Genomic DNA, 23,750 nt, shown 5'->3' with positions numbered 1-23,750 from the left:
CGACGCCGGCGGCGGCCACCGGCGCGGTGGCGACCGGCGCCGGGACGACCGCGGCCGCGACCGGCGCACCCTCGACGGCGGGGGTGCCCGCCGCAGCCGGGGTGGTTGCCGCGGTGGGCGCCGTGGGCGTGGCGGCGGCACCGTGCAGGAGCAGCCACAAGCCCGCGGGCATCCCGGCCGCGGTCACGGTGGCGTCCTCGGGCGGGACGTCGTCCGTCGCCGGGGCGGCGTCGGGGGCGGTCTCGTCGGGCGCCTCGGACTCCCCGGCCGGGGAGCGGCCGGTGCGGCCCTGCCCGTCGGCGACGGCGTCGTCGAGCGCGGTGGCGAACTGCTCGCCACCGGCCGCCGGGCCGGTGCTCGCGGGCGTCGCCGGTGCGACCGCCGGCGCGGCCGGCATCACGGGACTGGTCATCGGTAGCTCTCCGCCTTGCTCATCACGGCGCGGACGTAGTTCTGGGTCTCGCTGTAGGGCGGGATGCCGTCGTACCGGCGCACCGTCCCGGGGCCCGCGTTGTAGGCGGCCAGGGCCAGCTCGGTCGAGCCGAACTGCTCGGTGAGCTGGCTCAGGTAGCGCGCGGCGCCGTCGACCGCCGAGGCCGGGTCGAGGGCGTTCACGCCCAGGCCCGCGGCCGTGGCGGGCATGAACTGCATGAGGCCCCGAGCGCCGGCGGAGGAGACCGCCGAGGCGTCGAAGCCGGACTCCTGCGAGGCGACGGCCGCCAGCAGCGCGGGGTCGACGCCGTGCTTCGCGCCGGCCGAGGTGAACAGGTTCGCGTAGGGGACGCCGGCCAGCGAGCCCGTCGCCGCGCTCGCGACGGGAGCCGACTGGGCCGGCAGCACCCGCCGGATGACCGTGGGGCTGCCGACGTCCTGCACCTTGACCGTCTCGCCGGCCTGCGGGGCGGCGATCATCTTGCCGTCGCCGATGTAGATGCCCACGTGGTCGATCCCCGGCCGGGAGGAGTGGTCGAAGAAGACCAGGTCACCCGGACGGGCCTGGGCCAGCGAGGCCACCGCGGTGCCGGCGGTCGCCTGCTGCGACGAGGTGCGGGGCAGCTCGACGCCGAGGTTGCCGTAGACCAGCTGGGTGAAGCCCGAGCAGTCCAGGCCGGTGGCGGGGTCGGTGCCGCCCCACTGGTAGGGCACGCCGAGGTACTTGCGGGCCTCGGCGACGACGGCGCTCTCCGAGGCGGTGCCCGCGGGAGCGGTCGCGGTGGCCGGCGCGGCGGTGGTGCCGGTCAGCCCCGCCGCGGCGGCGGCCGAGGCCCACGTCGACGACGAGGTGCGCGCGGTCGGGAGGAAGCGGGTCTGGATCTCGCTGATCCGGGCCTGCACGGCGATCAGTCCGTCCACGACGCCTCCCCCGAGGGGGTGCGCCGGCTCGAGCGGCCGGTGACGAGGTCGTCCACGCTCCTCTCCTCGGCAGCCTGCTCGGCGATCCGCACCGTCTCGAGGTGTCGTTCTCGCAACCGCTCCAGCCCCTTGGTGCGCTGGGCGGCGGCGGTCCAGGAGGAACGGACCAGCTGGGCCTGCTCGGCGGAGGCGGTGGCCAGCGCGCGGGCGGCCGCGGCGTCCTCGGCCGCGACCCGGCCGAGCACCATCGCGGCGCGGAAGGCGCCCGAGGAGGTCGTGCCGGTCGGGACGATGGCGCCGACCGCCGCCTCCGCTGCGGTGGCCCGCGAATCGGCGTCGGCCGCGGCGCGGGCGGCCTCGGCGGCGGCGAGGGCGGCGGTGCGCTCCTGGGTGCGGCGCAGCTCGAGGACCGGCTGGAGCCGGAAGGCCGCGTGCTTCACGCCACCTCCCGGCGCGGCTCAGCGAGCCGCGTCACGACCGGACGATGCGGTTCAGCCAGGCCCACGCCTCGGGGGCCGGGGTGAGCTCACCGGTGGACTGCTGCAGGAAGGACTCGATCGCCGGTGCCAGGTGCCGGGCGCGGTCGACCACGGGGTCGGCGCCGTCCTGGTAGGCGCCGATCTCGATGAGCTCCTTGACGTCGCGCAGCGCACCCATCAGCCGCCGGACCTCCCGCGCGTCGGCCATCTGCGCCGGCGGCACGACCGCGCCGGCGACCCGGGAGATCGACTCCAGGACGTCGATGGCGGGGAAGTGGCCGGTGGTGGCCAGCTTGCGGGTCAGCACGATGTGGCCGTCGAGGATGGACCGCGCGGTGTCGGCGATCGGCTCGTTGTGGTCGTCACCCTCGACCAGCACCGTGTAGAGGCCTGTGATCGACCCGGTGGTCGAGGTGCCGGCCTTCTCCAGCAGCCGCGGCATCATCGCGAAGACGCTCGGCGGGTAGCCGCGGGTCGCCGGGGGCTCGCCGGCCGAGAGCCCGACCTCGCGCTGGGCCATGGCGGTGCGGGTGATCGAGTCCATGAGCAGCAGCACGTCGCGGCCCTGGTCGCGGAAGCCCTCGGCGATGCGGGTGGCGACGAACGCCGCTTTGAGCCGCACCAGCGGGGGCTCGTCGGACGTGGCCACCACGACGACCGTGCGGGCCATGCCCTCGGGGCCGAGGTTCTCCTCGAGGAACTCCTTGACCTCGCGGCCACGCTCGCCGATGAGACCGATGACCCGGACGTCGGCGTCGGTGCCCCGGGTGATCTGGGACAGCAGCGTGGACTTGCCCACGCCGGAGCCGGCGAAGATGCCCAGCCGCTGGCCCTTGCCGCAGGGGACGAGGGTGTCCAGCGCCCGGACGCCGAAGGTGAGCGGCTCGGCGACCCGGCTGCGGGAGAGCACGTGCGGCGTCTCGCTGGCCAGGTCGACGAACTCCAGGCCGGCGTCCAGCGGGGCGCCGCCGTCCACCGGCCGGCCCAACCCGTCGAGGACCCGGCCGAGCAGCGCTTCCCCGACCGGCACCTGCAGGGGCATGCCGGTGGCCCGCACGGGCGCACCGGAGTGGACGCCGGAGAGCTCGCCCAGCGGCATGCAGGTGAGCCGGTCGCGGGTGACCGCGACCACCTCGGCCAGCAGCCCGCGCGGACCGGGGTGGACCTCCACGAGGTCGCCGACGGCCGCGACGACGCCCTCGACGCTGAGGGTGAGCCCCATGGCGCCGACGACCTGCCCGGTCAGCTGCGGGCGGGCCGCCGCGCGGGCGCGGTCGAGCAGCCCCATCCCGGTCACGGGGCGAGCACCGCGCGCACGCGCTCGAGCGCCGTGCTCAGCTGGGCGTCCACCCGCGTGACACCGGTCTCGGCGACCGCGCCGGCCCGCTCGACCGACGGGTCGGCGACCACGCGCACGGTGCCGGGCAGCCCGGTCAGCGCGTCGGCCGGGATCTCGGCGAGGTCGTCGGGGTGCAGCCGGACGACGGTGGGTGCGTCGGCCGGGCACAGCGTCAGCGCCCGGCGGACGGCGTCCATCGTGGGGGACGCGGCCAGGGCGAGCTCGCGGCAGAGGAGGTCCTCGACCAGCGTGAGCACGATCGAGATCACCGAGTCGCGGACGTCCTCGGCGACCGGCAGCGTGGCCTGCTCGAGCTGGGTGACGGCCGAGCCGAGCGCCGCGGTGGCCGAGACCAGCCGCCGCTCCCAGCGCGCCTGCACCTCGGCCAGGCGCGCCTCGGCGGCCCGCTCGGCCTCGGCGACGACGTCGGCGGCGGCCACCAGGCCCTCGGCGTGCCCGGCCGCGTAGCCCTCGCGGTGCGCGTGCTCGCGCAGCCGGGCCAGCTCCTCGGCGTACACGTCGCCGAGCCGGAACGAGGGCCGGTTGGCCGGCACCGGCATGTCGGCGGCGCGGCGGATCGACGTCCGCCGCTCGACGACCGGCTGGTCGGCGGCCCGCGGCCCGGGGACGGCGGCGCGGTAGGGCGCCGCCGCCTCGGCGGACGCGCCGCGCAGCAGCGCGGACACCCGCCGGGGGGCGGCGTCGGGCGGTCTCCTCGCCGATCGGCCGTCGTCAGGCGACGAACTCATCGTCGCCCCCACGCGAGATGGTCAGCGCGCCCTGCTCCTCGAGCGTGCGGATGACGCTGACGACCTTGCCCTGGGCCTCCTCGACCGTCCGCGTGCGGACCGGGCCGAGCAGCTCGATCTCCTCGGCGAGGTTCTCCGCGGCACGCTCGGAGAGGTTCCGGACCACCTTGTCGCGCACGTCGGGGCGCACGCCCTTGAGCGCGGTCGCCAGGTCGTTGGCCTCGACCTCGCGCAGCACCAGCTGCAGCGAGCGGTCGTCGATGGTGACGATGTCCTCGAAGACGAACATCTGCGAGCGGACCTGGTCGGCCAGCTCCGGGTCGGTGTTGTCCAGCCACTCGAGGATGGAGCGCTCGGTCGGCCGCGGGGAGCGGTTGATGATCTCGACCAGGGTCTCGACGCCACCGACGGTGCTCATGTCCTGGTGCGCCAGCAGCGAGCCCATGCGGCGGCCCAGCTCCTCCTCGACCAGCCGGACCATCTCCGGGGAGGTGCGGTCCATCGTGGCGATGCGGTGCGCGACCAGCGCCTGCTGCTCCGGGCCGAAGCCGGAGAGCACCTCGGCCGACTGGGCGGCCGTGAGGTGGGCCAGCACGAGCGCGATGACCTGCGGGTGCTCGTCCTTGAGGAACGTCACCAGCTGCCGGACGTCGGCGTTGCGCAGCGAGGAGAACGGCACCTCGGAGTAGACGACGTTCAGCCGGGACAGGATGCCCTCGGCCTTGTCCTCGCCGAGACCGGCGGCCAGGATCTCGCGGGCGAAGTCGATGCCGCCGCGCCCCACGAACCGCTGCGCGGACATGAGGTGGTGGAACTCCTCCAGCACGCCGTCCACGTCGTCGGGTTCGACGGTGCCCAGCCTCATGAGCTCGCGGGTGATCTGCTCGACCTCCCGCGGGCGCATCTGGGCCAGCAGGGCACCGGCCTCCTCCCGGCTGAGCTGGGCGATGAACACCGCGGCCTTGCGGAGGCCGGGCATGGCGGGCCGCTGCCGGATCGCCGGCAGGACGGCGGTCTGCGCGGTCGGGGAGATCCCGACCATCTGCTCCACGCTCGCGAGCGTCATGACTTGGCTCCGCTCTCGGTGAGCCAGCCGCGCAGCATGGCGGCGACCTCGTCGGGCTTCTCACTGACCATCGTGGCGATCTCCCCGCGCACCCGCTGCCGCTCGGCGGCCTCGAGCTCGGCCTGGACGTTGTCGACCTGGATCTCCCGGGTGCTCTCGATCCGGATGCGGTCGAGCTCGGCCATGACGTCCTCGGGCAGCTCGAGCGCCTCGTAGTCGTCCTCGTCCTCCCCGCGGCGGCGCGAGCGCAGCCAGACGACGAGGACGAGCAGCGCGATGCCGAGGGCGATGCCGCCGGTCTTGATCATCGACCAGAGCTGCTCCTGCTGCTCCGCCTCGCGGGCGGCCTCCAGCTCGGCGGCCGCCTGGTCGGCGGCGGTCGTGTCGAAGGCCATGGCGGCGACGGTGATGTCGTCGCCGCGGGCCACGTCGAGGCCGACAGCGTTGCCGATCAGGTCCTGCACCTGGCCCTGGTTGAGGTTGCCGGCCACGGCCTGGTCCATGACCACCGAGACGGTGAGCCGGTTGATCGCACCGGGCGCGCCCTGGACGGTCTCGACGGTCTCCCCGACGGCGTTGTTCGAGGTCGTGGACTCCTTGTTGTACGTGGAGTCCCCGGTGCCCCCCGCGTCGGTCTGGTTCTCCGGCCCGAGGACGCCGCCGACGGCGGCACCGGTGCCGGTGTAGTCCTCGGTGCTGGTGCTCTCCGAGATGGGCGGGGTGCCCTCCTGGTAGGTGTAGGTCGTCGACGTCGTGTCGCGCTGCGACAGGTCGAGGTCGGCGCGCACGGACACCTGGGCGCGGCCGGGGCCGAGGACCCGGTCGAGGATCACCTGGGCGTTGGCGGCCAGCCGGTCCTCGTACTCCTGCTCCAGCTGTGAGCGGGCATCGCCGGCGGCGGCGGTCACGCCCTGGCCGGGGGCCGACAGGACCTTGCCGGTGGAGTCGGCCACGGTGACCTGCTCGGCGTCCATGTCCTGGACGCTCGACGAGACGAGGTTGGTGACCGCCTGCACCTGCTCACCGGAGAGCGTCGTGCCGGGCGCCAGGTCGAGCAGCACCGACGCGGTCGGCTCGGACTCGTCGCTGACGAAGACCTCGTCCTCCGGCAGCGCCACGTGGACGACGGCCGAGCGGACCCCCTCGAGCGACTCCAGCGTCTTGGCGAGCTCGCCCTCGATGGCGCGCTGGTACTGCACCTGCTGCTGGAACTCGCTGGTGGTGATGCCCGACTCCTCGAGCAGCGCGTAGCCGGTCTCGGAGCCGGCGGGCAGGCCCTTGCCGCTCATCGAGAGGCGCAGGTCGTAGACCTGGTCGTTGGCGACCATGATCGTCCCGCCACCGTCGGCGAGCTCGTAGGCGACGCCGGCCGCGTTGAGCTCGTCGACGATCGCCGAGGCGTCGGTCGACGCGAGGTTGGAGAACAGCGGCGCCATCGTCGGGGCGGTGCTCCACCGGACGAAGAAGAACCCGCCGAGGAGCAGCCCGACGGCCAGCAGGCCGATGACGACCTTCTGACCGAGGCTGATCGTGGACAGCGTGGAGCGGATGCGCTCCAGCGGCCCGGCGAGGGCGGCAGGCATCAGACCGGCATCCTCATGATCTCGGTGAAGGCCTCAACGGCCTTGTTCTTGAGGGTCACGACCATCTCGGTGGCGAGCTTCGCCTCGTTCGCCGCGATCATGTAGTCGTGCACGTCGCGCAGGTCGCCGGTGGCGGCCTGGGTGGCCAGGTCGTCGGAGGCCGACTGGGTGGCCTGCAGCTCGTCGAACGACGACGCCAGCACCGAGGCGAAGTCGCCGGAGGCCGGCGACGTCGCCGCGGTGCCGGCTGCCGCGTCGGCCGCGCTGACACCGAAGGTCGGCAGCGTGGGCAGCGCGGCGGAGATGCCGCCGATGGGGGAGGTCATGGGGATCAGCCCTTCCCGAGCTGGAGAGCGGCCTGGTACGCGTTCGTCGCGCGCTCGACCACGGCGAGGTTCGCCTGGTAGCCGCGCTGGGCCATGAGGAGGTTGGTCATCTGCTCCCCGAGGTCGATGTCGGGGTAGCGGACGTAGCCCTCCGCGTCGGCCAGGGGGTGGTCGGGCTGGTGGACCAGCCGGCCCTCGGCGCTGCCGAGCTCCGCACTGGCGACGCGGACGCCGCCCTCGCCGGAGCCGTAGTCCACGGCCTGGGCGACGACGAGGCGCTCCTGGAAGGCGGCCTCGTCGGTGCTGGTGACCGTGTTGATGTTCGAGATGTTGTCCGAGACGGCGTCGAGCCACTTGCGGTGCGCGAGCAGGCCGGAGCCGGAGATGTTGAGGCTGTCGAACACCGCGTCACGCCGTCCGCAGGGCCGTGCGCATGACGGTGTACTTGCCGTCGAGCGCGTTGAGGGCCAGTTGGTAGCGCAGTCCGGTCTCGGTCGCGATCACCGTCTCGGCGTCGAGGTTGACGTTGTTGCCGTTGGTGTTCGTCGGCTCGAGCGAGCGGGCGGTGGTGCCGCCGGTGACGACCGGCGTCTGGCCGCTGGACAGGGCGCCGCGCAGACCCGACTCGAAGTCGACCCGGCCGGCCAGGAAGCCGGGCGTGTTGATGTTCGAGATGTTGTCGGCGGTGACGCGCTGCCGCGAGGCCAGGCCGGCCAGGGCGGCGTGCAGGGTCGTCGAGGTGACGTCGCCGATCATCGGACGGTGGTGCGGGCAGGGCGGCAGGACACGATCGGCCTCCGGGTACGCAGGAGACACTCGCGAGCGAGTGAGGGGTCCGCCGATCCGTGGCGAGGGCTGTGCTGTCCGTGCTCACCCCTCATCGGCGCCCCCGGCGGTCCCCGTGACCGATCTCGGGCACTCGGGTGACGGCAGGGGCGGGAGGGGACCGGCGGGGCGGGACGTGCGGATGTGACAGGTGGGGGCCGCGAGGGCGCCCGGCGTCGGGGCTGGTGCGGATGGGGTCGGTGAGCCCGCGTCTGCCCCTCGACCGGGTGTCGCGCGGGGGCCCCGGCACGCCGAGGGGTGACGCTCGGGGGGAGTCACGTTCGCCGCGGGCGCCCTGCGGGTGCGGCGGCGAACCGGGAGGGACCGGGCCGCGACGGCCGGGTCGGGAGGAAGAGCCCCGTTTGAGCATCAAGTTCGTGAAGCGCGTGACGTTCCTCTGTCCCGCCCTGCTGACGGGCGGCCCGGAGGCCGTCCACCAGGCCGCCCAGGTGCTCAACCAGGAGGGTCTGCCGGCCGACATCGCGTACTACGGCGCGGGCGGCGGCCTGCGCATCGACGGCAGCCGGCTGGAGGTCACGCCGCCGGCGGAGAACCCGTGCCTCACCGAGTTCGCCCACTACGAGCCGGTGGTCTGCCGGCAGGCGCTGCTCCGCCGCCACCACCTGGTGGTGCTGCCGGAGGTGCTGGCCCTCCAGGCCGCGTCGATCCCGGGTGCGAGCGTGGCCGTCTGGTGGCTGTCGGTCGACAACGGACTGCTCGGTGTCGGGGAGGCGGCCCGCCGGTCGCTGTTCGCCGACCGCTCGGTGCGGCACTTCCACCAGAGCGCGTACGCCGAGGACTTCCTGCGCGGCGTCGGCGTCCCGGCCAGCTACCCGCTGGGCGACTTCACCGACCCGCGGTTCACCGCCGTGCCGTCCACGGGACCGAACCCGGAGCCGGCGGTGGCCTACAACCCGGCCAAGGGCGCCGATCTCGCGGCGGCGTTCTTCGGGGGCAGCCCCGGGCTGCGGGCGGCGCCCATCCAGGGCATGTCCAAGCCGCAGATCGTCGACCTGCTCCGCTCGACCATGGTGTACGTCGACTTCGGTCATCTGCCCGGCAAGGACCGCCTCCCGCGGGAGGCCGCGGCCAGCGGGGCCGTCGTCTTCGTGCGGCGGCTCGGGGCCGGCCGGTTCGCCGGGGACTTCCCCGTGCCCGACTTCTTCCGGTTCGACGAGGCGGACGTGCACTCCGGCGAGCTGGCGCGGCGGGTCGCCGCCGTGCAGGCCGAACCGGGGCGGTTCTGGGCGGAGCAGGAGCCCTTCCGGGCGCGGATCAGCGGCGAGCGCGAGGAGCTGCGCGAGCAGGTGCGCCGGCTCCGGGGACAGCGGCAGGCTGCCTGACGCGCGGAGGCCGGCCCGGCGGTGCGCCGGGCCGGCCTCAGAGTGCGCGGTCGAAGAACGAGGCCGCCGGGCGGGCCGGGGCGTAGGTCATGCGGGCCGCGACGTCCCGCTGCTTGCGGGACTGGATGATGGCCTCGACCAGTGCCTCGGCGACGGCCAGCTGGTGCTGGAGCAGGCGGGCGGCGCGCTCCCGCAGGTCGGCCGGGACGGGGCCGAGCCCGGTGGGCGGGACCCAGTCCTGGACCCGCCGTCCCCAGGCCTCGACCTCGTCGGCGCGGTCGGTGTCCATGCTCGCCTCGGCGGCGAGCACCTCGCCCTCGAGGTCGTCGAGGACGGTCGCCCACTCGGCCGACGGGACCGCGTCCGCGCCGGGGGAGGGACGGTCGGTGGTCATGCCGGGGTGGCGGCGAGCGAGGCGGCGGCCTGCCGCCAGGCGTCGCGGAGCGGCTCGACGACCTGCAGGCAGGAGGCCACCCGGTTGCGGTCGCCCTTGACGTTGGCCTGCACGAGCTCGCCGATCAGCCAGGTGTAGAGAGCGGCCAGCCGGGGCCCGCCCTCCCACGCCTCGACCTGCAGGCTGCTGCGCAGCTCGAGCACGATCTCCTGCGCGTGCTGCAGCTGCTCACTCGCCTGCTCGCGGTCACCGCCGGCGAGGGCGCTGCCGGCGCGCTCGAGGTCCAGGGCGAGCCGGTCGTAGAGCATGACCAGCAACCGCTGCGGGGAGGACGTCGTGACGGTGTCGCCCATGTAGCGGGCGCGGAGCGAGGCAGTGCTCATGGGGTGCGGGTCTCCAGGGTCAACGTCGGGGGAGCGGCGTCGGTGGGGGACGTCGGGGGGCTCAGGAGGCTCAGGAGGAGGACCAGGTCGGCAGGCCGGCGAGCTGGCCGGCCAGCCAGCTCGACTGGTTCTGCAGCGTGCCGAGAGCGGTCTCCATCGCGGTGAACTGGCGGGTGAGGGTCTCCTTGCGGAGTGCCAGCCGGGTGTCCCAGTCGGCGATGCGCGCCTCGAGGTCCTTCGCGCTGGCGTCGCTGCTCTTGGCCAGCAGGGTCAGCGTGCCGGTCGTGCCGTCCGACGCGGACTTGGCCAGCGCCTCGATCTTCGCGGCCAGGCCCACCGGCTCGGCGCTGGTCCCCGTGCCGGACGTCGCCGTCAGGAAGTCGCGGGTGCCGGCGGGGTCCTCGGCGAGCGCGGCGAGGAACGCGGCCTTGTCGAACTTGAGCTTGCCGTCCTTGGTGAGCTGGATCCCGTAGGTGGCGGCGGATTCGCCGCCGATGCCGCCGGAGACGACGTCGAGGACCCGGCCGGACAGGGTGCGCAGCGTGCTGTCGCCCTTCAGCGTCGCGGTGGTGCTGTCCTTGGCGGTGTAGTCCGTGACGACCTGCAGCGCGTTGTTGGCCGCGTCGACCAGTGCCTGCACCTTGGCGGCGGTGGCGTCGGCGTCGCGGGCCACCGCGACCGTGGCGGTCTCGCCGGCCTTGGCCACGGTGATCGTGGTGTCGGAGAGCAGGCCGGAGAAGGTGTTGCTCGACGAGCTGACGGTGTAGGCACCGGTGCCGGAGCCGATCGTCAGCTGCGCGTTGGTGCCCTTGGTGAGCTCGGTGAAGCCGGGGCCGCTGGTCACCTCGAAGACGCCGGCGGTGCCGGCGGTCTTGGTGCTCAACTGCATGCGGTACTGGCCCTCGGCGACCTGGACGACGGTGGCAGTGAGCCCGAGCTCGGTCTTGGCGTTGATCGCGGCGGCCGCCTCGGTCAGCGTCGCCGTGCCGCCGCCGTCGGTGTCGAGGGCGATCGAGGTGGTCGTGCTGCCGACCTTGATGTCGATCGAGGTGGCGCCGAAGTCGGTGTCGGCGGCGGCGGTCTTGCCGGCCGGAGCGGTGAACACGGCGGCGCTGCGCAGCGCGTGCGAGGTCGCGAGCGTGTCGACCGTGAAGGTGAGCGACCCGGCGAGCGCGCCGGCGCCGGCGGTCGCCGTCACCGTGCCGTTGGAGCTGCTGGCCCTCGCGGCGGTCCAGGTCGCGTCACTGGAGAAGGCCGCGGCCGCGCTGCTCAGCGAGTCGAACCGGAGGTTGACCGCGCGGTAGCCGCTGGCGTCGCTGTTGGTGGCGACGAGCTTGTTCCGCAGGAGGGTCTGCGGGTTGGCCTCGACCTGCATCAGCTGGCTGATGAGGGAGGCGGTGTCCATGCCCGAGATCAGGCCGACGCTCAAGCTCATGCCGGCCATACCGGGACCTCCTGGTCGTTGGGGTGCAGTGGTGCGGTGAGGGGGGAGGCCCGCAGGCCTCCCCCCTCACCAGGTGGAGCTGGGGCGGATCAGCCCAGGAGACGCAGGATGCCCTGCGGAGCCTGGTTGGCCTGGGCCAGCATGGCGGTGCCGGCCTGGGTCAGGATCTGGGTCCGGGTGAAGTTGGTCATCTCCTGGGCCATGTCCGTGTCGCGGATCCGGCTCTCCGACGCCGAGAGGTTCTCGACGGCGACGTTCAGGTTGCTGATGGTGTGCTCGAACCGGTTCTGGATGGCACCCAGGTCGGCCCGCGTGTTCGACACCGTCTTGATCGCCGCGTCGATCTTCTTGAGGCCCTCGCTCGCACCCGTGGACTGGGTGAAGGTGAGCTGCGCCTTCGCCAGGTTCTCCGTGGTGGCGTTGGCTCCCGGGTTGTTGCCGGTGATGACCAGCTGGCCACCGGTGACCGCCGCCTGGATGTTGGCGGCACCGAAGGCGTTGTCGAGCGCGGTGTTCAGGGTGGCGAGACGGGTGGAGGCGCTGTCGCTGTCGCCGTAGACGACCGACGACAGGTCGAGGGTCTTGCCGTCCTTCGTGATCGACCCGTTCAGCTTGGCGAAGTCCTCGGCCAGGGCCGGGTTCGCGGTACCGGAGGCGATCGTGATGGTGGACGCGCTTCCGGCAGCCGAGGCGGTGGCGGCGGCGACGACGGTGGCGGAGATGCCGGCGGCCGATGCCGTGACGTCCACGCCGTCGACGCTGAGGCCGGTGGCGCTCATCGCGGTGCCGACCTTGACCTTGATGGACTCGCCGACGTTGGCGCCGACCTGGAAGCTGCCGTCGTAGTTGCCGTCGAGCAGCTTCGTGCCGTTGAAGGTCGTCGTGTCGGCGATGCGGGTCAGCTCGTTCTTGAGCTGGCCGATCTCCGACTGGATGTTCTTCTTGGCGTCGTCGTTGAGCCCACCGCCGTTGCTGGCCTGGACGGTCAGGTCGCGCATGCGCTGCAGGATCTTGTGCGTCTCGGTGAGCGCACCTTCAGCGGTCTGCACGACCGAGACGCCGTCCTGGGTGTTGCGGACGGCGACCTTGAGGCCACCGATCTGCGAGCGCAGGCCCTCGGAGATGGCCAGACCCGCGGCGTCGTCCGCCGCACGGTTGATGCGGAAGCCGGAGGAGAGCTTCTCCAGCGACTTGCTCATCTGCCCGTCGGTGATCGACAGGTTGCGGTACGAGTTCATCGCCGCGATGTTGTTGTTGACGCTGAGACCCATGGTGTTCCTCCTTGGAAGGGGTCTGGTTCATTTCCCGCTGCATCCGTGCTGCGGGGCCCTACGGGGTTCTCTACGGCCGGGTGCGCACCGGACTTGAGGCGAACCGCGAGGAATTCCGGCGGTTCTCACCCGTCCGTGCCGCTCGCCTCCTCGAGGTGGGGTCAGGCGTACCTGCGCCGGCTGCTCGCCCGGTGGTCCAGCGCCCGCTGCCAGGCGGCCACCCAGCGCTCGGCGGTGTGCTCGGTCAGGTGCCCGGCCAGCACGGCCTCGCGGTTCGCGATCGCCTGCTCGCGGCGCCGGTCGGCGTCGTCGATGGCGGTGGTGAGGGCCTTGGCCCAGTCCTTGGCGTTGCGGGCGCGCCGGCCCAGCCCCAGCCGCTCGTACTCGGGGCTGGGGGAGCGGGCGAACCAGACGCCGCGCGCGGCGTACTCGATGGCCTTCAGCCAGCTCTTGGAGGTGTTGAACCGGTCGATCCGCAGGGGCGCGATCCCGATGTCGAACAGCTCGCCGACGGCGGTGCTGTACTCGTCGACGCCGTCCACCCACGGCAGCTCGCCGGGTGCCTCGGAGAGCCCGAGCCGCTTCTGCACGTCCCACGCCCCACCGATGACGGTGAAGCGGCTGCGACCCCGGGTGCGGTCCAGGGCCTGCTGCAGGCCCGATCCCACCTCCTGCAGGTCGTACGGGTGGGTCACCACGCTGCCGGTCCAGCCCACCGTCACCACCTCGGGCCGGCGCTCGCAGGCCGGCGGCAGCTCGGCGATCCGCCGCGGGACGGCGTTGGGGACGACGGCACCGCGCCCGTGCGGGGCGTACTCGGCCAGCAGCGCCGGTGTCGTCGTCGTCACCAGGTCGGCCTCGCGGGCGCACTCGGCGGCGCGACGGCCCATGCCCTTGCGGACCAGCGCCTCGTGGCCGAGGTGTCCGTAGGGGACGGCGGAGAGCAGGTCGTCCATCTCGACGACGACGGCGACGCCCTGGTCCTGCAGGACGCGGATCGTCTGCAGCATCGCGACCGTCTTGGGCAGCTGCAGCACCACGACGTCGGCACCGCGGGCGTCGGCGTCGTAGACCTCGCCCTCACCGCCGTCGGGGTCCGGGCGCACCATCGTCTCGATGCCGCGAGTCGTCTCGATCTCGACGCCGAGTCCGGCCTCGCGGATGGCGCGGATGGGCTCGCGGACGCGGTAGTAGTCCTGGGCGTCCTGCCCGGCGTGCATGACCAGCACCTTCATGGATGGTCTGACCTTCCCGAGGCGGCTGCCTCGACGTCGCTGGGATGGCGGTGGGGCCCGGCTCAGGCCGGTCGGGCCGCCCGGTAGCGGTCGCCGACGGCCCGCATGTCGCGGGGGTGGGGGAGGGGCGGGGCGTTGCGGCCGGCGACGCGGTCGACGTAGGAGCGTTGCTGGTTCCGGGCGCGCACCCCGCCGTCGGCCGGGACCGCCTTGCCCTCCCACACCTCGCTCATGGCGGCGTGCAGCAGGGTGAGCGCGCGGGCCCGCATCTGGGAGACGCGGGAGAGGGTGACGCCGAGGTCGGCGGCGATGTCGGTGAGCGACTCCCCGCCGAAGAAGTTGCGCTCGACGACCTCGTCGAGCCGGTCGGGCAGCGCCCGGATCGCATCCTGCAGGTACCGGGACCGCTCGCTGCGCAGCAGCGCCCGCTCCGGGGACTCCCCGGTGTCGGGCAGGTCGAGGCTGGTGCCGTCGGGCCCGGAGTCGGCGTCGATGCTCACCATCACCGCGCGGTGGACGTCGACCTGCAGCGACTCCAGCTCGCTGCGCGGGACGCCCAGGCTGGCCGCGAGCTCCTCGCGCGTCGGGGGGCGACCGAGCGACATGGCCAGGGCGTCGGCCGCGGCGTCGGTGCGCCGGGCGGCGGCCCGGACGCTCCGGCTGGCCCAGTCGCCCGAGCGCAGCTCGTCGAGGACGGCGCCCTGGAGGCGGGCCAGGGCGTAGGTGGCGAACGAGGCCCCCGCCTCGGGATCGAACCGGCGCGCCACCTCGACCAGCGCCACCTTCGCGCAGGACACGAGGTCCTCGCGGCTGACGTGGCTGGGTAGCGAGATGCGGGAGGCCACTGCGTTGACGGCGAACGCGGCGAGCGGCAGGTGCTCGGTCACGAGGGCGTCGACGTCCCTGCCCGGCACGCCGCGCACGGGGGGCCGGGGGGCCGGGTTCCGCTCGGTCGCCGGGGCACTCGATGGTGTCACGCCTCCTTCCTCGGCAGCCCGGAGCCCGGACGGGACCTACCCCGTCGGCACGTTCTCGCCCCGACTTGAGTGCCTCGGCTTGAGGCCTCCCTCCGGGGTGCCGATGGCAGGAGCAAGAACCCGCTGGCAGCTCCGACGTCTGCCACGGGGAGAAGACGGAAGGACGGTGACGGGCGTGGACTACCAGCACCTGTCGACGTTGCTGTGGCGGGAGCAGGAGCTGCTCGACCTGCTCCTGTTCAAGGCCGAGGAGAAGCAGTACCTCATCGTCACGGGCAAGACCCGCTGGCTGGCGCGCATCGCGCACGAGATCGAGGTCGTCCTCGACCAGCTGCGCACCCTCGAGGTGGAGCGCGCCGCCGTGACCGAGGTGCTCGCCGCGGGTCTCGGGGTGGGTGCCAATCCGTCACTGCGAAAGCTCGCCGAGGCCGCGCCCGCACCGTGGAACGACCTCTACGCCAAGCACCACGAGGCGCTGCTGGTCCTGGTCACCGAGCTCCGCGGCCTCTCGGACGCCAACCGCGAGCTGATCGAGGGTGGGCTGGCCGCCATCGGCGAGGCGCTGCTGTCGGTGAAGTCCCCGTCGGCCGGCACCTACGGCGCGACCGGCCGGACGACGGCGCGGTCCGCCCGCGCGGTCACGCTGGACGGCGCACTGTGAGCGAGCGTGCGAGCTCACAGGTTGAGCACAGCGGGCTGCGAACGCAGACGACGAGCGCCAGCGAGGAGTCCAAGTGAGTACCTTCTCGGGGCTGAACACGGCGACGACGGCCCTCTGGGCGCAGCGCCGCGGGCTCGACGTCACCGGCCAGAACATCGCCAACGTCAACACCGCGGGCTACTCGCGTCAGCGGGTCGACCTGCAGGCGGTCGGCGGAACCCCCGTCCCGGCCTTCTACTCGGTGAGCAGCGGCATCGGCTCCGGTGTCTCGGCCGACCAGGTCAACCGCATCCGGGACGCCTTCCTCGAGGGGCGCGCGCACGCCGAGTACGGCAAGACCGCGCAGCTCACCGCCGAGGCCAACGCCTACGGGCTGATCGAGCAGGCGCTGCGCGAGCCGGGTGACACCGGCATCCAGAGCCAGCTCTCCGACGTGTGGGCGGCCTGGGGTGACGTCGCCAACCACCCCACGGACGACGCGGCCCGCAGCCAGCTGCTGCAGCGGATCGGCACGCTGGTCAGCGGCTTCCAGGCGGCGCGGTCGGCGATGGACGGCCAGTGGGCGCAGAGCCAGGAGAACCTGGTCGCCCTCGTCGACGAGGTGAACGCCGTCGCCGGCGACGTCGCCAAGCTCAACGACTCGATCCTGCGGGCGACCCTGGACGGCAAGCCGGCCAACGAGCTCGCCGACCAGCGCGACGTCCTCGTGCTGCAGCTCGCGGAGTCCGTGGGGGCCACGGTCCGCCCGGCCGACGACGGTTCCCTCACCGTGTTCGTCGGCGGGGTCACCCTCGTCTCCGGTGCGACGGCCACCAGGCTGGCGGTCGAGGGCGCGCGCGAACCCGACGCGCTGACCGCCGACGGCGCCCCCCGGGTCGTCACGGCGTCCGGTGGCACCACGCTGGGCGTCGGCGGGACCGCGGCGGGCCAGATCACGGTCCTCGCCGACATCCTGCCGACCGCGCGCCAGCAGCTCGACGACGTCGCGAGCCTGCTGGCCACGCAGGTCAACGCCGTCCACGTGACCGGCCACGGCGTCTCCGGATCGACCGGCCTCCCGCTGTTCGACGCCGCGCCACCGGCCACCTCGGTGACCGCGGCGAGCATCCGGCTGAACCCGGCGATCGGGCCGGACGAGGTCGCCGCCGCCCAGGAGGCCGGGAGCACCGACGCGGAGATCGCCGACCTGATCGCGAACCTGCGCACCGATCCGGCGAGCGCCGACGCGCTGTACCGCAAGAACATCGTCGCCTTGGGCGTCAACGCGGCGGTCAGCAGCCGGAACCTCGACATCCAGACGGTCATCACCACGAACGTCGACGCCGCCCGCGAGTCGGTGGCCGGCGTGAACCTCGACGAGGAGATGTCGAACATGCTCCAGTTCCAGCACGCCTACTCGGCGGCGGCGCGCATGGTGACCGCGATCGACGAGTCGCTCGACGTGCTGATCAACCGCACCGGCGTCGTGGGGCGCTGACCTGATGCGCATCACCCAGCGCGCCGTCGCGCTCACCAGCCTCCAGGGGCTCAACCGCAACCTGGACGCGGTCGGCCGGCTGCAGCAGCAGCTCACCTCCGGCCGGCTGATCAACGCGCCGTCGGACTCGCCGACCGGCACCAACCGGGCCATGCAGACCCGCGGGGACATCGCGGCCACCGACCAGTACGGCCGCAACATCACCGACGCGAAGACCCAGCTGCAGGCCAGCGACTCGGCCCTCACCACCATGCTCGACCAGGTGCGCCGGGTGCGGGACCTCACCGTGCAGGGCAGCAACGCCGGCGCCCTCGGCGCCTCCTCCCGGGAGGTCATCGCCACCGAGGTCGACCAGCTGAGGGCGAGCCTGCTCGACCTGGCCAACCAGAAGCTGCAGGGCCGTCCGCTGTTCGGCGGGGTCACGACCGGGTCGATCGCGTTCGACGACAGCGGCGTCTACCAGGGCACCGGCAAGGACGACCTGAACGTGTGGCGCCGGGTGTCGGACACCGAACGCGTGCGTGTCGACATCACCGGCGCGGAGGCCCTCGTGACGGAGTCCGGCGACAGCCTGTTCCAGGTGCTCGACGACATCTCGGCGGCCCTGCGGTCCGACCCGCCGAGCACCGACGACCTCGCCGACGGGCTCACCGCCCTGGACGGGGTGCGCGACACGATGCTGGCGGCGCTGGCCGACGTCGGTGCGCGGGCCACCCGCATCGAGAACGCGGCCCAGGTGACCACCGACCGCTCGCTGACCCTCTCCAGCCGGCTGGCCGAGACCGAGAACGTCGACCTGCCCAAGACGATCATGGAGCTGTCGATGCAGAAGGTCGGCTACGAGGCCGCGCTGTCCGCCACCGCCAAGGCGCTGCAGCCGTCGCTCGTCGACTTCCTGCGCTGACCGGGGGACCGCCGTCATGACCCTCGCTGCCGTCGCCACGCTGCCGCTGCTCGGCCTCACCGAGCCCCTGGCCGGCTTCCCCGGACACCGGGACTACGTGCTCGTCACCGCCGACGGCGACGGGCGGCTGTTCTGGCTGCAGTCCATGTCGCCCGACGGGCCGCGGTTCCTCGCCATCGACCCGGGCATGTACTTCCCGGACTACGCGCCGGCGTTGCCGGCCGCGGTCTGCGCCGACCTCGGTCTCGAGCACCCCGCGGAGGCCCGTCTGTACTGCCTGGTCACCGTGCCGCCGGAGGGTCCGGCCGCCGCGACGGCCAACCTGCGTGCCCCGCTGGTGGTCAACCCGGCCAACTGGCGGGCGGCCCAGGCGGTGCTGACCGACGCAACGCATCCGATCCGGCGCCCCCTGCGCCGATAACCACTGGGGCGGCCTCAAGCGGTCCGCTCCGGCCGTCTTCCCATCCACCAGCCACGGACGGCACACCCACACCCATGGAGGGGTTCACGTGCTCACTCTCACCCGCAGCGTCGGCGAGACCATCCGCATCGGCGACGACATCGAGGTCCACGTCGTCGAGGTCCGGGGCGGCACCGTCCGCCTGGGCTTCAAGGCCCCCCGCGAGGTGACCATCCACCGCGAGGAGGTCTACCGGCAGATCGCCGAGGCCAACCTCCTGGCCGCCCAGGTCACCGCCGACACCCTGGGTGCACTGGCCGCGTTCGCTCCGGCGCCGGCCGACACCCCCGAGGCAGTTGCCCCCGCGGATCACGGAACGGTCACGGAGGGCGCCGCCGGCTGACACATCTGGTCGGGAGCGCACCCCCCGGCACTGGCGAGATGTGCCGACGACCGCATCCGTGGTCGTCGGAAGGGCCACGACACGGGCAAGACCTGCCGAAGAGGCCGCCCGACAACTGCGTACCGCACAGCGAGTGTTGTGCCCTTTCCGGGCACTCGATGCGCGACAGTTGCCCCAAGCACGTCACAGGGGGCGATGAACATGCAACACAGCGCAGTCAACGGGTCCGGCACCGACGCCACTCCGACCGCCGCCACCGGGGACCAGGAGACGGTGGTCGTCCACGTCCAGCTGCGGCCCCGTCGTGGCTCGACCCGGCGGTGCCTGGCGGCGCTGGCCGAGCTGGCCGGCGGTCACCCGGACGTGTCGTTCGAGCTCAGCGGCGTCAGCAAGGACGACCGCGTCGTCCGCGTGACGATCGGCGTCGAACTCGGCCCGCGCGCCGCCGTCGCCCGGTTCTCGCCGCAGGCCCAGGCCGCCTACGCCTTCGTGAGCGAGCTCTTCACGTCGCTGTACGACCACATGCCGGTCTACACCGTCGAGCCGAGCGGTGCCGAGCGCGCCGCCGCGGCCGACCTCATGGCCCGCCTGGTGTCCGGCCCCGCCACCGGCGCCGCGCCGGCGGCCGGCGTCCTGGCCGCGGCCCTGCCCGCGCCGCGGCAGGCCCGCCCGGCCGAGCAGATCCTCGCCTGACGAAGGACCCCGTCCTCCTCACCGCTCGCAGGCTCGCGGCGAGCCTCGGGACGGGGCCGGGCCCCTGGACGGGGCCGCCGTCTGTCTTCCCCACAGTCGCTCAGGAGTTCCGGTGCCCCAGCTCGTCCCCACCACGATCGACGCCCCCGCCGACCGCGCCGCCGCCGCGCGCAACCGCGCACCGCTGGTGTTCGGCGGCATCCCCGAGGCCGAGGGCTGGATCCTCGCCCCGATCACCCCCCGCGACCGGGTGCACTTCCGGGTCGACCGGGAGCTGCCGCTGGCGGAGTTCCGCCGCGACCTGCCCGACGGCGTCACGGTCAGCTTCGACCAGGGCGAGGGCCTGTACCGGGTGGACGGCGCCTGCGGCTCGGCCCACGTGCTCGCCGACTGGATCCGCGCCTGGTGCGCCGGGCGCGGCTGCACCACGGTCGGCCTGCGCGCCGAGACCGACGTCCGGCGCCGGGCGCCGCGGGACCTGCCGCCGGCGTACCTGGACGAGCTGTGCCGGCACTACCTGCCGGTCAGCCTCAAGCGACTGCAGCGGAACATGAGCACCATCCGGCTGCACCTGCCCGACCCCGACGACCTCACCCAGCAGGTCAGCGAGTGGATCCTCAAGGCGGTCGGGCAGTACGACGAGACCAAGGGCGTCCCCTTCGGGGCCTTCCTGGCCACCCAGCTGTCGAAGTGGGTGCACGACCTCGGGCGCAACGCCCACGGCCGCACCGCCGCCGACACCGAGCACAAGCAGCAGAAGGCGATCGCGGCCTTCCTCGTGGAGCACCAGCGCAAGCCCAGCGAGAAGGAGCTGGCCGCCTACATGGGCCAGAGCGTGGCCACGCTGCGCCGCAACTCGCAGACGGTCGCGACGCTCAGCGGGCTGCGCAACCTGCAGTCCCTCGACGGCGGGCCGGACGCGACGGAGATCATGCTGCCGGACACCAGCGAGGCGCCGGACGAGATCATGGGCGAGGCGGAGCAGACGCTGCTCTCGCACGCGCTGACCGTCGCCTGCGCCCCGGACCCCACCGCCCGGCCGGACCAGCGGGCCGGCCAGCCCAACGTCCTGGGCTGGGCGACGTGGTACCTCACGACGTGGGGCGGGAAGACCAAGACCCAGCTGTCGGCCGACCTCGGCACCTCGGTGCGCAACATGAACGTGCACGCCGACCGGGTGGAGCGCGTCCTCAAGCAGCGGCTCTCCGAGCTCGCGGACTGAGGCGTTCCGTCGGTGGAAAAGCGGGCTCGGACGGGTCGATTGCCCTCCGCGCCTGCCGATATCACTGGCGTGATGGGTCGCACGGGTCGCCACCGGAACCGCGGACCCGTGCGTGGTCCGCGAGGTGTCCGGTGAGCGCGCTCACCGCCGGTGAGCCGGCCCCCGACGTCCTGGTGCCGCACTGGCTGGCCGGGGCGGACCGGGGACAGCTGTCCTCGGTGGTCCGGACCGCGCTCGACGACCCTGGCCTGCACCCGGTCGCGGCCATCCACCTCTCCGACGTGCTGACCGAGCTGCACGTGGCGACCGTCCGCGACACGGTGTGGCCGGCCCCCGCGGCCCGGGTCCGCCGGGTGACCGGCTGGGACCCCGACGTCCTGCCGGTGCGGCTGTCGGCAGGGGAGCTGGCCAGCGTGCTGGCGCTCCCCACGCTGCCGCCGGCGCTGCGGTCGGCCCTCCTCGGAGGCCGTTCGTGAGGCCGGGCGCCACGGGACTGCTCTCCCGGCTGCGCCCGGCGCCGGTGACCGTGGCCGACCTGCGACGGGCCGCCGACGACGTGCTGCCCGCGCTCACCACGCCCACCCTCGCCGTCCGCGTGGTCGAGGACCGCGCGGACGGCCCGGTGATCGTGCTGGAGGAGGCCGAACGGCGGCTCCGCACGCCGCTGCGCGACCTGGCCGAGGACCTGACCGACGCGCGGGTCCCCGCGACGCCCGAGGCGGTCGCGCTCGCGCTCGCCGGTTGGGTCGAGGCCCGCCCCGTGCCGGACGCCGCCGCCGCGGACGCCGGCGTCGCGGTGCTCGACTGGACCGACGGCAGCGAGTCCGCGGTCGGCTGGCGGGTCGTCGTCCGCCGGGGCCCCCTGGCGCTGCCGTGGACCCCGTCGGCCGGCCTCGGGCGCTCCGGTGTGGACGCCGTCCGGACGGCGTCGGTCACCCGCGCCGGTGCGGTGGACGGCGTGCTGCGGCTCGAGGGCCCGGTGGCGCTGTGGTCCCACCCCGAGGTGCCGCTGCTGGCCTCCGCGGCGCTCGCGATGCCCGAGCGGCTGCTGGTCCGGCTGGTGGGCGCCGGTCTCGACGTCAGCGACCTGCACGTCGTCGTCACCCCGCGCTCGCCGGTGGCGTGTGCCCCGTCCGCGGTCGCGGCCCGGCTGGCCGGCGAGACCGGGGAGCCGTGCCTGCGGCTGCCGTGGTCCCGGCTGGCCGACCTGCGCTGGATCTGAGCCCAGCGCGGACTCTCGGCGCCGAGAGTGCGCGCCGGGTACGGACTTTCCGCGCCGAGAGTCCGATCGGCCGGTGCGCTCAGGCCAGCAGGCCGAACTCCCAGTGCCACGGCTCGGGCTTCTCGCCGCCCGGTCGCGCCCAGTCCGGCTGGACGAACCCGAACAGGCCCGCGTTGGCAGCCATCCAGGCCGACTGCGGCGTCCCGGCGACGTTGATCCCGCCGCACAGGTCGACCGCGAGCGCCCACCCGTGGTTCGACGTCCCCGGGACGGCGGCCAGGCCCGGCTTCGTCCTGAACGCGGTGACCTGCGCGGGCAGGGACCGGTAGGAGTCGGTGATGCACAGCGTGCGGCCGAACACGGTCTCGAAGGCGGCCGCCAGCCCGGCGTAACCCGCCGCGGCGTCGCAGCGCAGGGCGTGGCCCCGGGTGATCGAGCAGAGCGCCGCCAAGGGGATGGTCCCGTTGGACCAGCCGCCCCACGCCGGGCTGACCGGCCCAGCGGGGACCGGCGGTGCCGCGCAGGAGCCACGGCCCGCGGTACCGGCCGGGAGCGCGGCGTTGGGCTGCGCGGGAGCGGCCAGGGTGACCCGCACGGCGCCCACGGCGTCGGGCATCGAGCGGACGCCGACCTGGTACGTGGCCGCCGAGGCGGCCACGACCTGCCCCTCGCCGAGGTGGATCCCGACGTCCGTGCCACCGTCGGCGAACACGAGGTCGCCGACCTGCAGTTGCGAGAGGGGGACGGCCGCCCCCCGGGCCCACTGGTCGGCCGAGCCGGCCGGCAGGGCGTGCCCGGCGAGCAGCCAGGAGGTGGCGGCCAGGCCGCCGCAGTCGTAGGTGTCGGGACCGGTGCCGCCCGGCACGAAGGGCTTGCCCACCTGGGCGAGCGCGCTGCTCACGGCGGCCACGGTCTCCGCCGACAGCACGGTGACCGGCCGGTTGCCCGCGATCGCCCACGCCACGCCGGGGACGGGCCGGCCGGCGCCGTCCAGAGCGGGGGCGAGGCCGGTCGGCAGGCCGGCGGGGTCGGCGAGCGACGCCGCCGGCGGCGGCTCGATCCCCGCTCCGGCGAGGACGCCGAGGTACTCCTGCCAGCGGCGCACGGCCTCCTGGTTGATCTCCACCTGGGCGGCGGTCGCGGGTGCGGTGCCGAGGGCGGCCAGCTGGGCGGCGACGTCGGGGCGCAGGCCGGCGGTGACGTCCCGCGCGTCGGCCAGGACGGCGGTGGCCCCATCCTCCACGGCGGCGACGGCGGCCGCGGCGACGGCGACCCGCCGGGTGGCGAGGTCGAGGTCGCGCTCGGCCCGTGCGGCGCGGACCACGGTCGACTCCAGCTCGCCCTTCCCCCGGTCGTCCAGCGCCGCGCGGTAGAGCACGTCGGAGGTGGCCGACGGCGTGCGCACGCTCAGCCCGAGCAGCGGGTCCCGCTGCTCGGCCGGAGCCCGGTAGAGGTCGGCGGCGCGGGTCCCGACGGCGGCCTGTTCCGCGGCCAGCCGCTCCCGCGCTGCCGCCTCCGCCGTCCGGGCGACCTGCAGCTCGGCCCGGCGCGCGGCCAGGTCCCGCTCCAGCGAGCGGTAGCGGTCGGCGGCGTCCAGGAGGGTGCCGTGGGCGGCCAGGGCGAGGCTGTGCGCGTCGCTCGGCTCGGCGGCCGACCCGACGGGCTGGGTGGCGGGCCAGAGCAGGCCGGCCACCAGGGGCAGCACCAGGCCCAGCGCCGCGAGGGACCCCCGCAGCCGCCAGCGCGTCCCGTGTCCGGCCGCGAGCCGCCGCCGGACGGTCCGCTCGGCCGGGCGGCGACGCGGAGGCGGAGGGCGGCGGCGACCCCGGGCCGCGCCCGGTGCGCCGGATCCGGCTCTCCGGGCCGCGAGGACGGCGCGCAGCGCGGCGGCCTCCTGCGGGGTGACCGGGGGTCGCGGTGTGCCGGTGGGGGACCGGCGGGTGGCCGCGGCCTCGCGGGCCGCGGCGATCAGCGCCGCCTGGCGGGCGGCGGCCGAGGGGG

At 74.2% G+C, this 23,750-nt stretch carries 26 protein-coding genes and 1 pseudogene; 10 read left to right on the top strand and 17 right to left on the bottom strand.

Annotation, left to right across the window (positions count from 1 at the left end; translation table 11 throughout):
- From MY520_RS25780 to flgB, 10 genes and pseudogenes are all read right to left on the bottom strand, one after another.
- Positions 1-412 (bottom strand): annotated as a pseudogene (locus MY520_RS25780) (hypothetical protein); the annotation flags it as partial.
- Positions 409-1,353: a transglycosylase SLT domain-containing protein gene (locus MY520_RS25775; RefSeq protein WP_436695551.1), complete on the bottom strand. Its 945-nt coding sequence runs from the start codon at positions 1,351-1,353 to the stop codon at positions 409-411. The gene MY520_RS25775 and the pseudogene MY520_RS25780, both read right to left, overlap by 4 nt.
- The gene (locus tag MY520_RS25770) at positions 1,341-1,793 is read right to left on the bottom strand and encodes a flagellar export protein FliJ (protein WP_436695550.1); all 453 of its coding nucleotides are present in this window, start codon (positions 1,791-1,793) and stop codon (positions 1,341-1,343) included. The genes MY520_RS25775 and MY520_RS25770 overlap by 13 nt, the downstream gene beginning before the upstream one ends.
- Positions 1,794-1,824: 31 nt before the next feature.
- On the bottom strand, positions 1,825-3,120 hold the full coding sequence (locus MY520_RS25765; RefSeq protein ID WP_436695552.1) for a FliI/YscN family ATPase: 1,296 nt from the start codon (positions 3,118-3,120) through the stop codon (positions 1,825-1,827).
- A 5-nt stretch (positions 3,121-3,125) separates the two neighbouring features.
- Positions 3,126-3,920 (bottom strand): FliH/SctL family protein, encoded by a 795-nt coding sequence (locus MY520_RS25760; protein ID WP_436695549.1) that lies wholly within the window; start codon positions 3,918-3,920, stop codon positions 3,126-3,128.
- Complete coding sequence (gene fliG, locus MY520_RS25755) at positions 3,904-4,986, bottom strand: flagellar motor switch protein FliG (protein WP_436695548.1); 1,083 nt, start codon at positions 4,984-4,986, stop codon at positions 3,904-3,906. The genes MY520_RS25760 and fliG overlap by 17 nt, the downstream gene beginning before the upstream one ends.
- Positions 4,983-6,569 carry a flagellar basal-body MS-ring/collar protein FliF gene (gene fliF, locus MY520_RS25750; RefSeq protein ID WP_436695547.1) on the bottom strand — a complete coding sequence of 529 codons (1,587 nt, stop codon included), beginning with the start codon at positions 6,567-6,569 and terminating at the stop codon, positions 4,983-4,985. The genes fliG and fliF overlap by 4 nt, the downstream gene beginning before the upstream one ends.
- Positions 6,569-6,895 carry a flagellar hook-basal body complex protein FliE gene (gene fliE, locus MY520_RS25745; RefSeq protein ID WP_436695546.1) on the bottom strand — a complete coding sequence of 109 codons (327 nt, stop codon included), beginning with the start codon at positions 6,893-6,895 and terminating at the stop codon, positions 6,569-6,571. The genes fliF and fliE overlap by 1 nt, the downstream gene beginning before the upstream one ends.
- Before the next feature lie 5 nt (positions 6,896-6,900).
- A complete protein-coding gene (flgC, locus tag MY520_RS25740; protein WP_436695545.1) occupies positions 6,901-7,299 on the bottom strand; it encodes a flagellar basal body rod protein FlgC in 399 nt (132 codons plus the stop codon).
- A 4-nt stretch (positions 7,300-7,303) separates the two neighbouring features.
- On the bottom strand, positions 7,304-7,651 hold the full coding sequence (gene flgB / locus MY520_RS25735; RefSeq protein WP_436695544.1) for a flagellar basal body rod protein FlgB: 348 nt from the start codon (positions 7,649-7,651) through the stop codon (positions 7,304-7,306).
- Between the two features lie 431 nt (positions 7,652-8,082).
- Here flgB and MY520_RS25730 point away from each other — a divergent pair, with 431 nt between their 5' ends.
- On the top strand, positions 8,083-9,063 hold the full coding sequence (locus tag MY520_RS25730) for a hypothetical protein (protein ID WP_436695543.1): 981 nt from the start codon (positions 8,083-8,085) through the stop codon (positions 9,061-9,063).
- A 37-nt stretch (positions 9,064-9,100) separates the two neighbouring features.
- Here MY520_RS25730 and MY520_RS25725 read toward each other — a convergent pair whose 3' ends face one another.
- From MY520_RS25725 to MY520_RS25700, 6 genes are all read right to left on the bottom strand, one after another.
- Positions 9,101-9,457 (bottom strand): hypothetical protein, encoded by a 357-nt coding sequence (locus tag MY520_RS25725; protein WP_436695542.1) that lies wholly within the window; start codon positions 9,455-9,457, stop codon positions 9,101-9,103.
- Complete coding sequence (fliS, locus tag MY520_RS25720) at positions 9,454-9,840, bottom strand: flagellar export chaperone FliS (RefSeq protein ID WP_436695541.1); 387 nt, start codon at positions 9,838-9,840, stop codon at positions 9,454-9,456. Before fliS ends, MY520_RS25725 begins: the two co-directional genes overlap by 4 nt.
- A 70-nt stretch (positions 9,841-9,910) precedes the next feature.
- Positions 9,911-11,284: a flagellar filament capping protein FliD gene (gene fliD / locus MY520_RS25715; protein WP_436695540.1), complete on the bottom strand. Its 1,374-nt coding sequence runs from the start codon at positions 11,282-11,284 to the stop codon at positions 9,911-9,913.
- A gap of 89 nt (positions 11,285-11,373) precedes the next feature.
- Positions 11,374-12,555: a flagellin gene (locus MY520_RS25710; protein WP_436695539.1), complete on the bottom strand. Its 1,182-nt coding sequence runs from the start codon at positions 12,553-12,555 to the stop codon at positions 11,374-11,376.
- Positions 12,556-12,716: 161 nt separating this feature from the next.
- Entirely contained in the window at positions 12,717-13,790 is a 1,074-nt protein-coding gene (locus MY520_RS25705) for a hypothetical protein (RefSeq protein WP_436695538.1), read from the bottom strand.
- A gap of 62 nt (positions 13,791-13,852) precedes the next feature.
- Positions 13,853-14,767 carry a sigma-70 family RNA polymerase sigma factor gene (locus MY520_RS25700; protein WP_436695537.1) on the bottom strand — a complete coding sequence of 305 codons (915 nt, stop codon included), beginning with the start codon at positions 14,765-14,767 and terminating at the stop codon, positions 13,853-13,855.
- Positions 14,768-14,942: 175 nt separating this feature from the next.
- Here MY520_RS25700 and MY520_RS25695 point away from each other — a divergent pair, with 175 nt between their 5' ends.
- The 9 genes from MY520_RS25695 to MY520_RS25655 all read left to right on the top strand — a co-directional run bounded on the left by MY520_RS25695 (position 14,943) and on the right by MY520_RS25655 (position 21,749).
- Positions 14,943-15,428 (top strand): flagellar protein FlgN, encoded by a 486-nt coding sequence (locus tag MY520_RS25695; RefSeq protein ID WP_436695536.1) that lies wholly within the window; start codon positions 14,943-14,945, stop codon positions 15,426-15,428.
- A 73-nt stretch (positions 15,429-15,501) separates the two neighbouring features.
- The gene (flgK, locus tag MY520_RS25690) at positions 15,502-16,905 is read left to right on the top strand and encodes a flagellar hook-associated protein FlgK (protein ID WP_436695535.1); all 1,404 of its coding nucleotides are present in this window, start codon (positions 15,502-15,504) and stop codon (positions 16,903-16,905) included.
- Between the two features lie 4 nt (positions 16,906-16,909).
- Positions 16,910-17,809, top strand: a complete 900-nt coding sequence (gene flgL / locus MY520_RS25685; protein ID WP_436695534.1) for a flagellar hook-associated protein FlgL — start codon at positions 16,910-16,912, stop codon at positions 17,807-17,809.
- A 16-nt stretch (positions 17,810-17,825) separates the two neighbouring features.
- Positions 17,826-18,230 (top strand): flagellar assembly protein FliW, encoded by a 405-nt coding sequence (gene fliW, locus MY520_RS25680; protein ID WP_436695533.1) that lies wholly within the window; start codon positions 17,826-17,828, stop codon positions 18,228-18,230.
- Positions 18,231-18,318: 88 nt separating this feature from the next.
- Positions 18,319-18,612 carry a carbon storage regulator CsrA gene (gene csrA / locus MY520_RS25675; RefSeq protein WP_436695532.1) on the top strand — a complete coding sequence of 98 codons (294 nt, stop codon included), beginning with the start codon at positions 18,319-18,321 and terminating at the stop codon, positions 18,610-18,612.
- A 201-nt stretch (positions 18,613-18,813) separates the two neighbouring features.
- A complete protein-coding gene (locus MY520_RS25670; protein ID WP_436695531.1) occupies positions 18,814-19,305 on the top strand; it encodes a hypothetical protein in 492 nt (163 codons plus the stop codon).
- A 112-nt stretch (positions 19,306-19,417) separates the two neighbouring features.
- Entirely contained in the window at positions 19,418-20,527 is a 1,110-nt protein-coding gene (locus MY520_RS25665; RefSeq protein ID WP_436695530.1) for a flagellar biosynthesis protein FliA, read from the top strand.
- A gap of 131 nt (positions 20,528-20,658) precedes the next feature.
- Entirely contained in the window at positions 20,659-21,003 is a 345-nt protein-coding gene (locus tag MY520_RS25660; RefSeq protein WP_436695529.1) for a hypothetical protein, read from the top strand.
- Positions 21,000-21,749 carry a hypothetical protein gene (locus MY520_RS25655; RefSeq protein WP_436695528.1) on the top strand — a complete coding sequence of 250 codons (750 nt, stop codon included), beginning with the start codon at positions 21,000-21,002 and terminating at the stop codon, positions 21,747-21,749. The genes MY520_RS25660 and MY520_RS25655 overlap by 4 nt, the downstream gene beginning before the upstream one ends.
- Before the next feature lie 79 nt (positions 21,750-21,828).
- On the opposite strand, the gene MY520_RS25650 is transcribed toward MY520_RS25655, so the two are convergent.
- Positions 21,829-23,750 (bottom strand): NlpC/P60 family protein (locus MY520_RS25650; protein ID WP_436695527.1); only part of this gene is annotated, 1,922 nt, incomplete at its 5' end.

It is taken from the genome of Geodermatophilus sp. CPCC 205506 (genome assembly GCF_051383635.1).
GTDB lineage: Bacteria > Actinomycetota > Actinomycetes > Mycobacteriales > Geodermatophilaceae > Geodermatophilus.
The sequence above is the reverse complement of the archived record's forward strand: the minus strand, read 5'-3'. Positions and strand labels throughout refer to the sequence as shown.

What these genes read in the sequence shown, in the direction of transcription:
- MY520_RS25705 (WP_436695538.1), bottom strand. Translation starts at nt 13,790, where the DNA reads ATGAAGGTGCTGGTCATGCACGCCGGGCAGGACGCCCAGGACTACTAC.
- fliW (WP_436695533.1), top strand. Translation starts at nt 17,826, where the DNA reads ATGACCCTCGCTGCCGTCGCCACGCTGCCGCTGCTCGGCCTCACCGAG.
- flgB (WP_436695544.1), bottom strand. Translation starts at nt 7,651, where the DNA reads ATGATCGGCGACGTCACCTCGACGACCCTGCACGCCGCCCTGGCCGGC.
- flgL (WP_436695534.1), top strand. Translation starts at nt 16,910, where the DNA reads ATGCGCATCACCCAGCGCGCCGTCGCGCTCACCAGCCTCCAGGGGCTC.
- fliF (WP_436695547.1), bottom strand. Translation starts at nt 6,569, where the DNA reads ATGCCTGCCGCCCTCGCCGGGCCGCTGGAGCGCATCCGCTCCACGCTG.
- MY520_RS25710 (WP_436695539.1), bottom strand. Translation starts at nt 12,555, where the DNA reads ATGGGTCTCAGCGTCAACAACAACATCGCGGCGATGAACTCGTACCGC.
- fliD (WP_436695540.1), bottom strand. Translation starts at nt 11,284, where the DNA reads ATGGCCGGCATGAGCTTGAGCGTCGGCCTGATCTCGGGCATGGACACC.
- fliE (WP_436695546.1), bottom strand. Translation starts at nt 6,895, where the DNA reads ATGACCTCCCCCATCGGCGGCATCTCCGCCGCGCTGCCCACGCTGCCG.
- fliG (WP_436695548.1), bottom strand. Translation starts at nt 4,986, where the DNA reads ATGACGCTCGCGAGCGTGGAGCAGATGGTCGGGATCTCCCCGACCGCG.
- MY520_RS25670 (WP_436695531.1), top strand. Translation starts at nt 18,814, where the DNA reads ATGCAACACAGCGCAGTCAACGGGTCCGGCACCGACGCCACTCCGACC.
- MY520_RS25760 (WP_436695549.1), bottom strand. Translation starts at nt 3,920, where the DNA reads ATGAGTTCGTCGCCTGACGACGGCCGATCGGCGAGGAGACCGCCCGAC.
- MY520_RS25725 (WP_436695542.1), bottom strand. Translation starts at nt 9,457, where the DNA reads ATGACCACCGACCGTCCCTCCCCCGGCGCGGACGCGGTCCCGTCGGCC.
- fliS (WP_436695541.1), bottom strand. Translation starts at nt 9,840, where the DNA reads ATGAGCACTGCCTCGCTCCGCGCCCGCTACATGGGCGACACCGTCACG.
- MY520_RS25765 (WP_436695552.1), bottom strand. Translation starts at nt 3,120, where the DNA reads ATGGGGCTGCTCGACCGCGCCCGCGCGGCGGCCCGCCCGCAGCTGACC.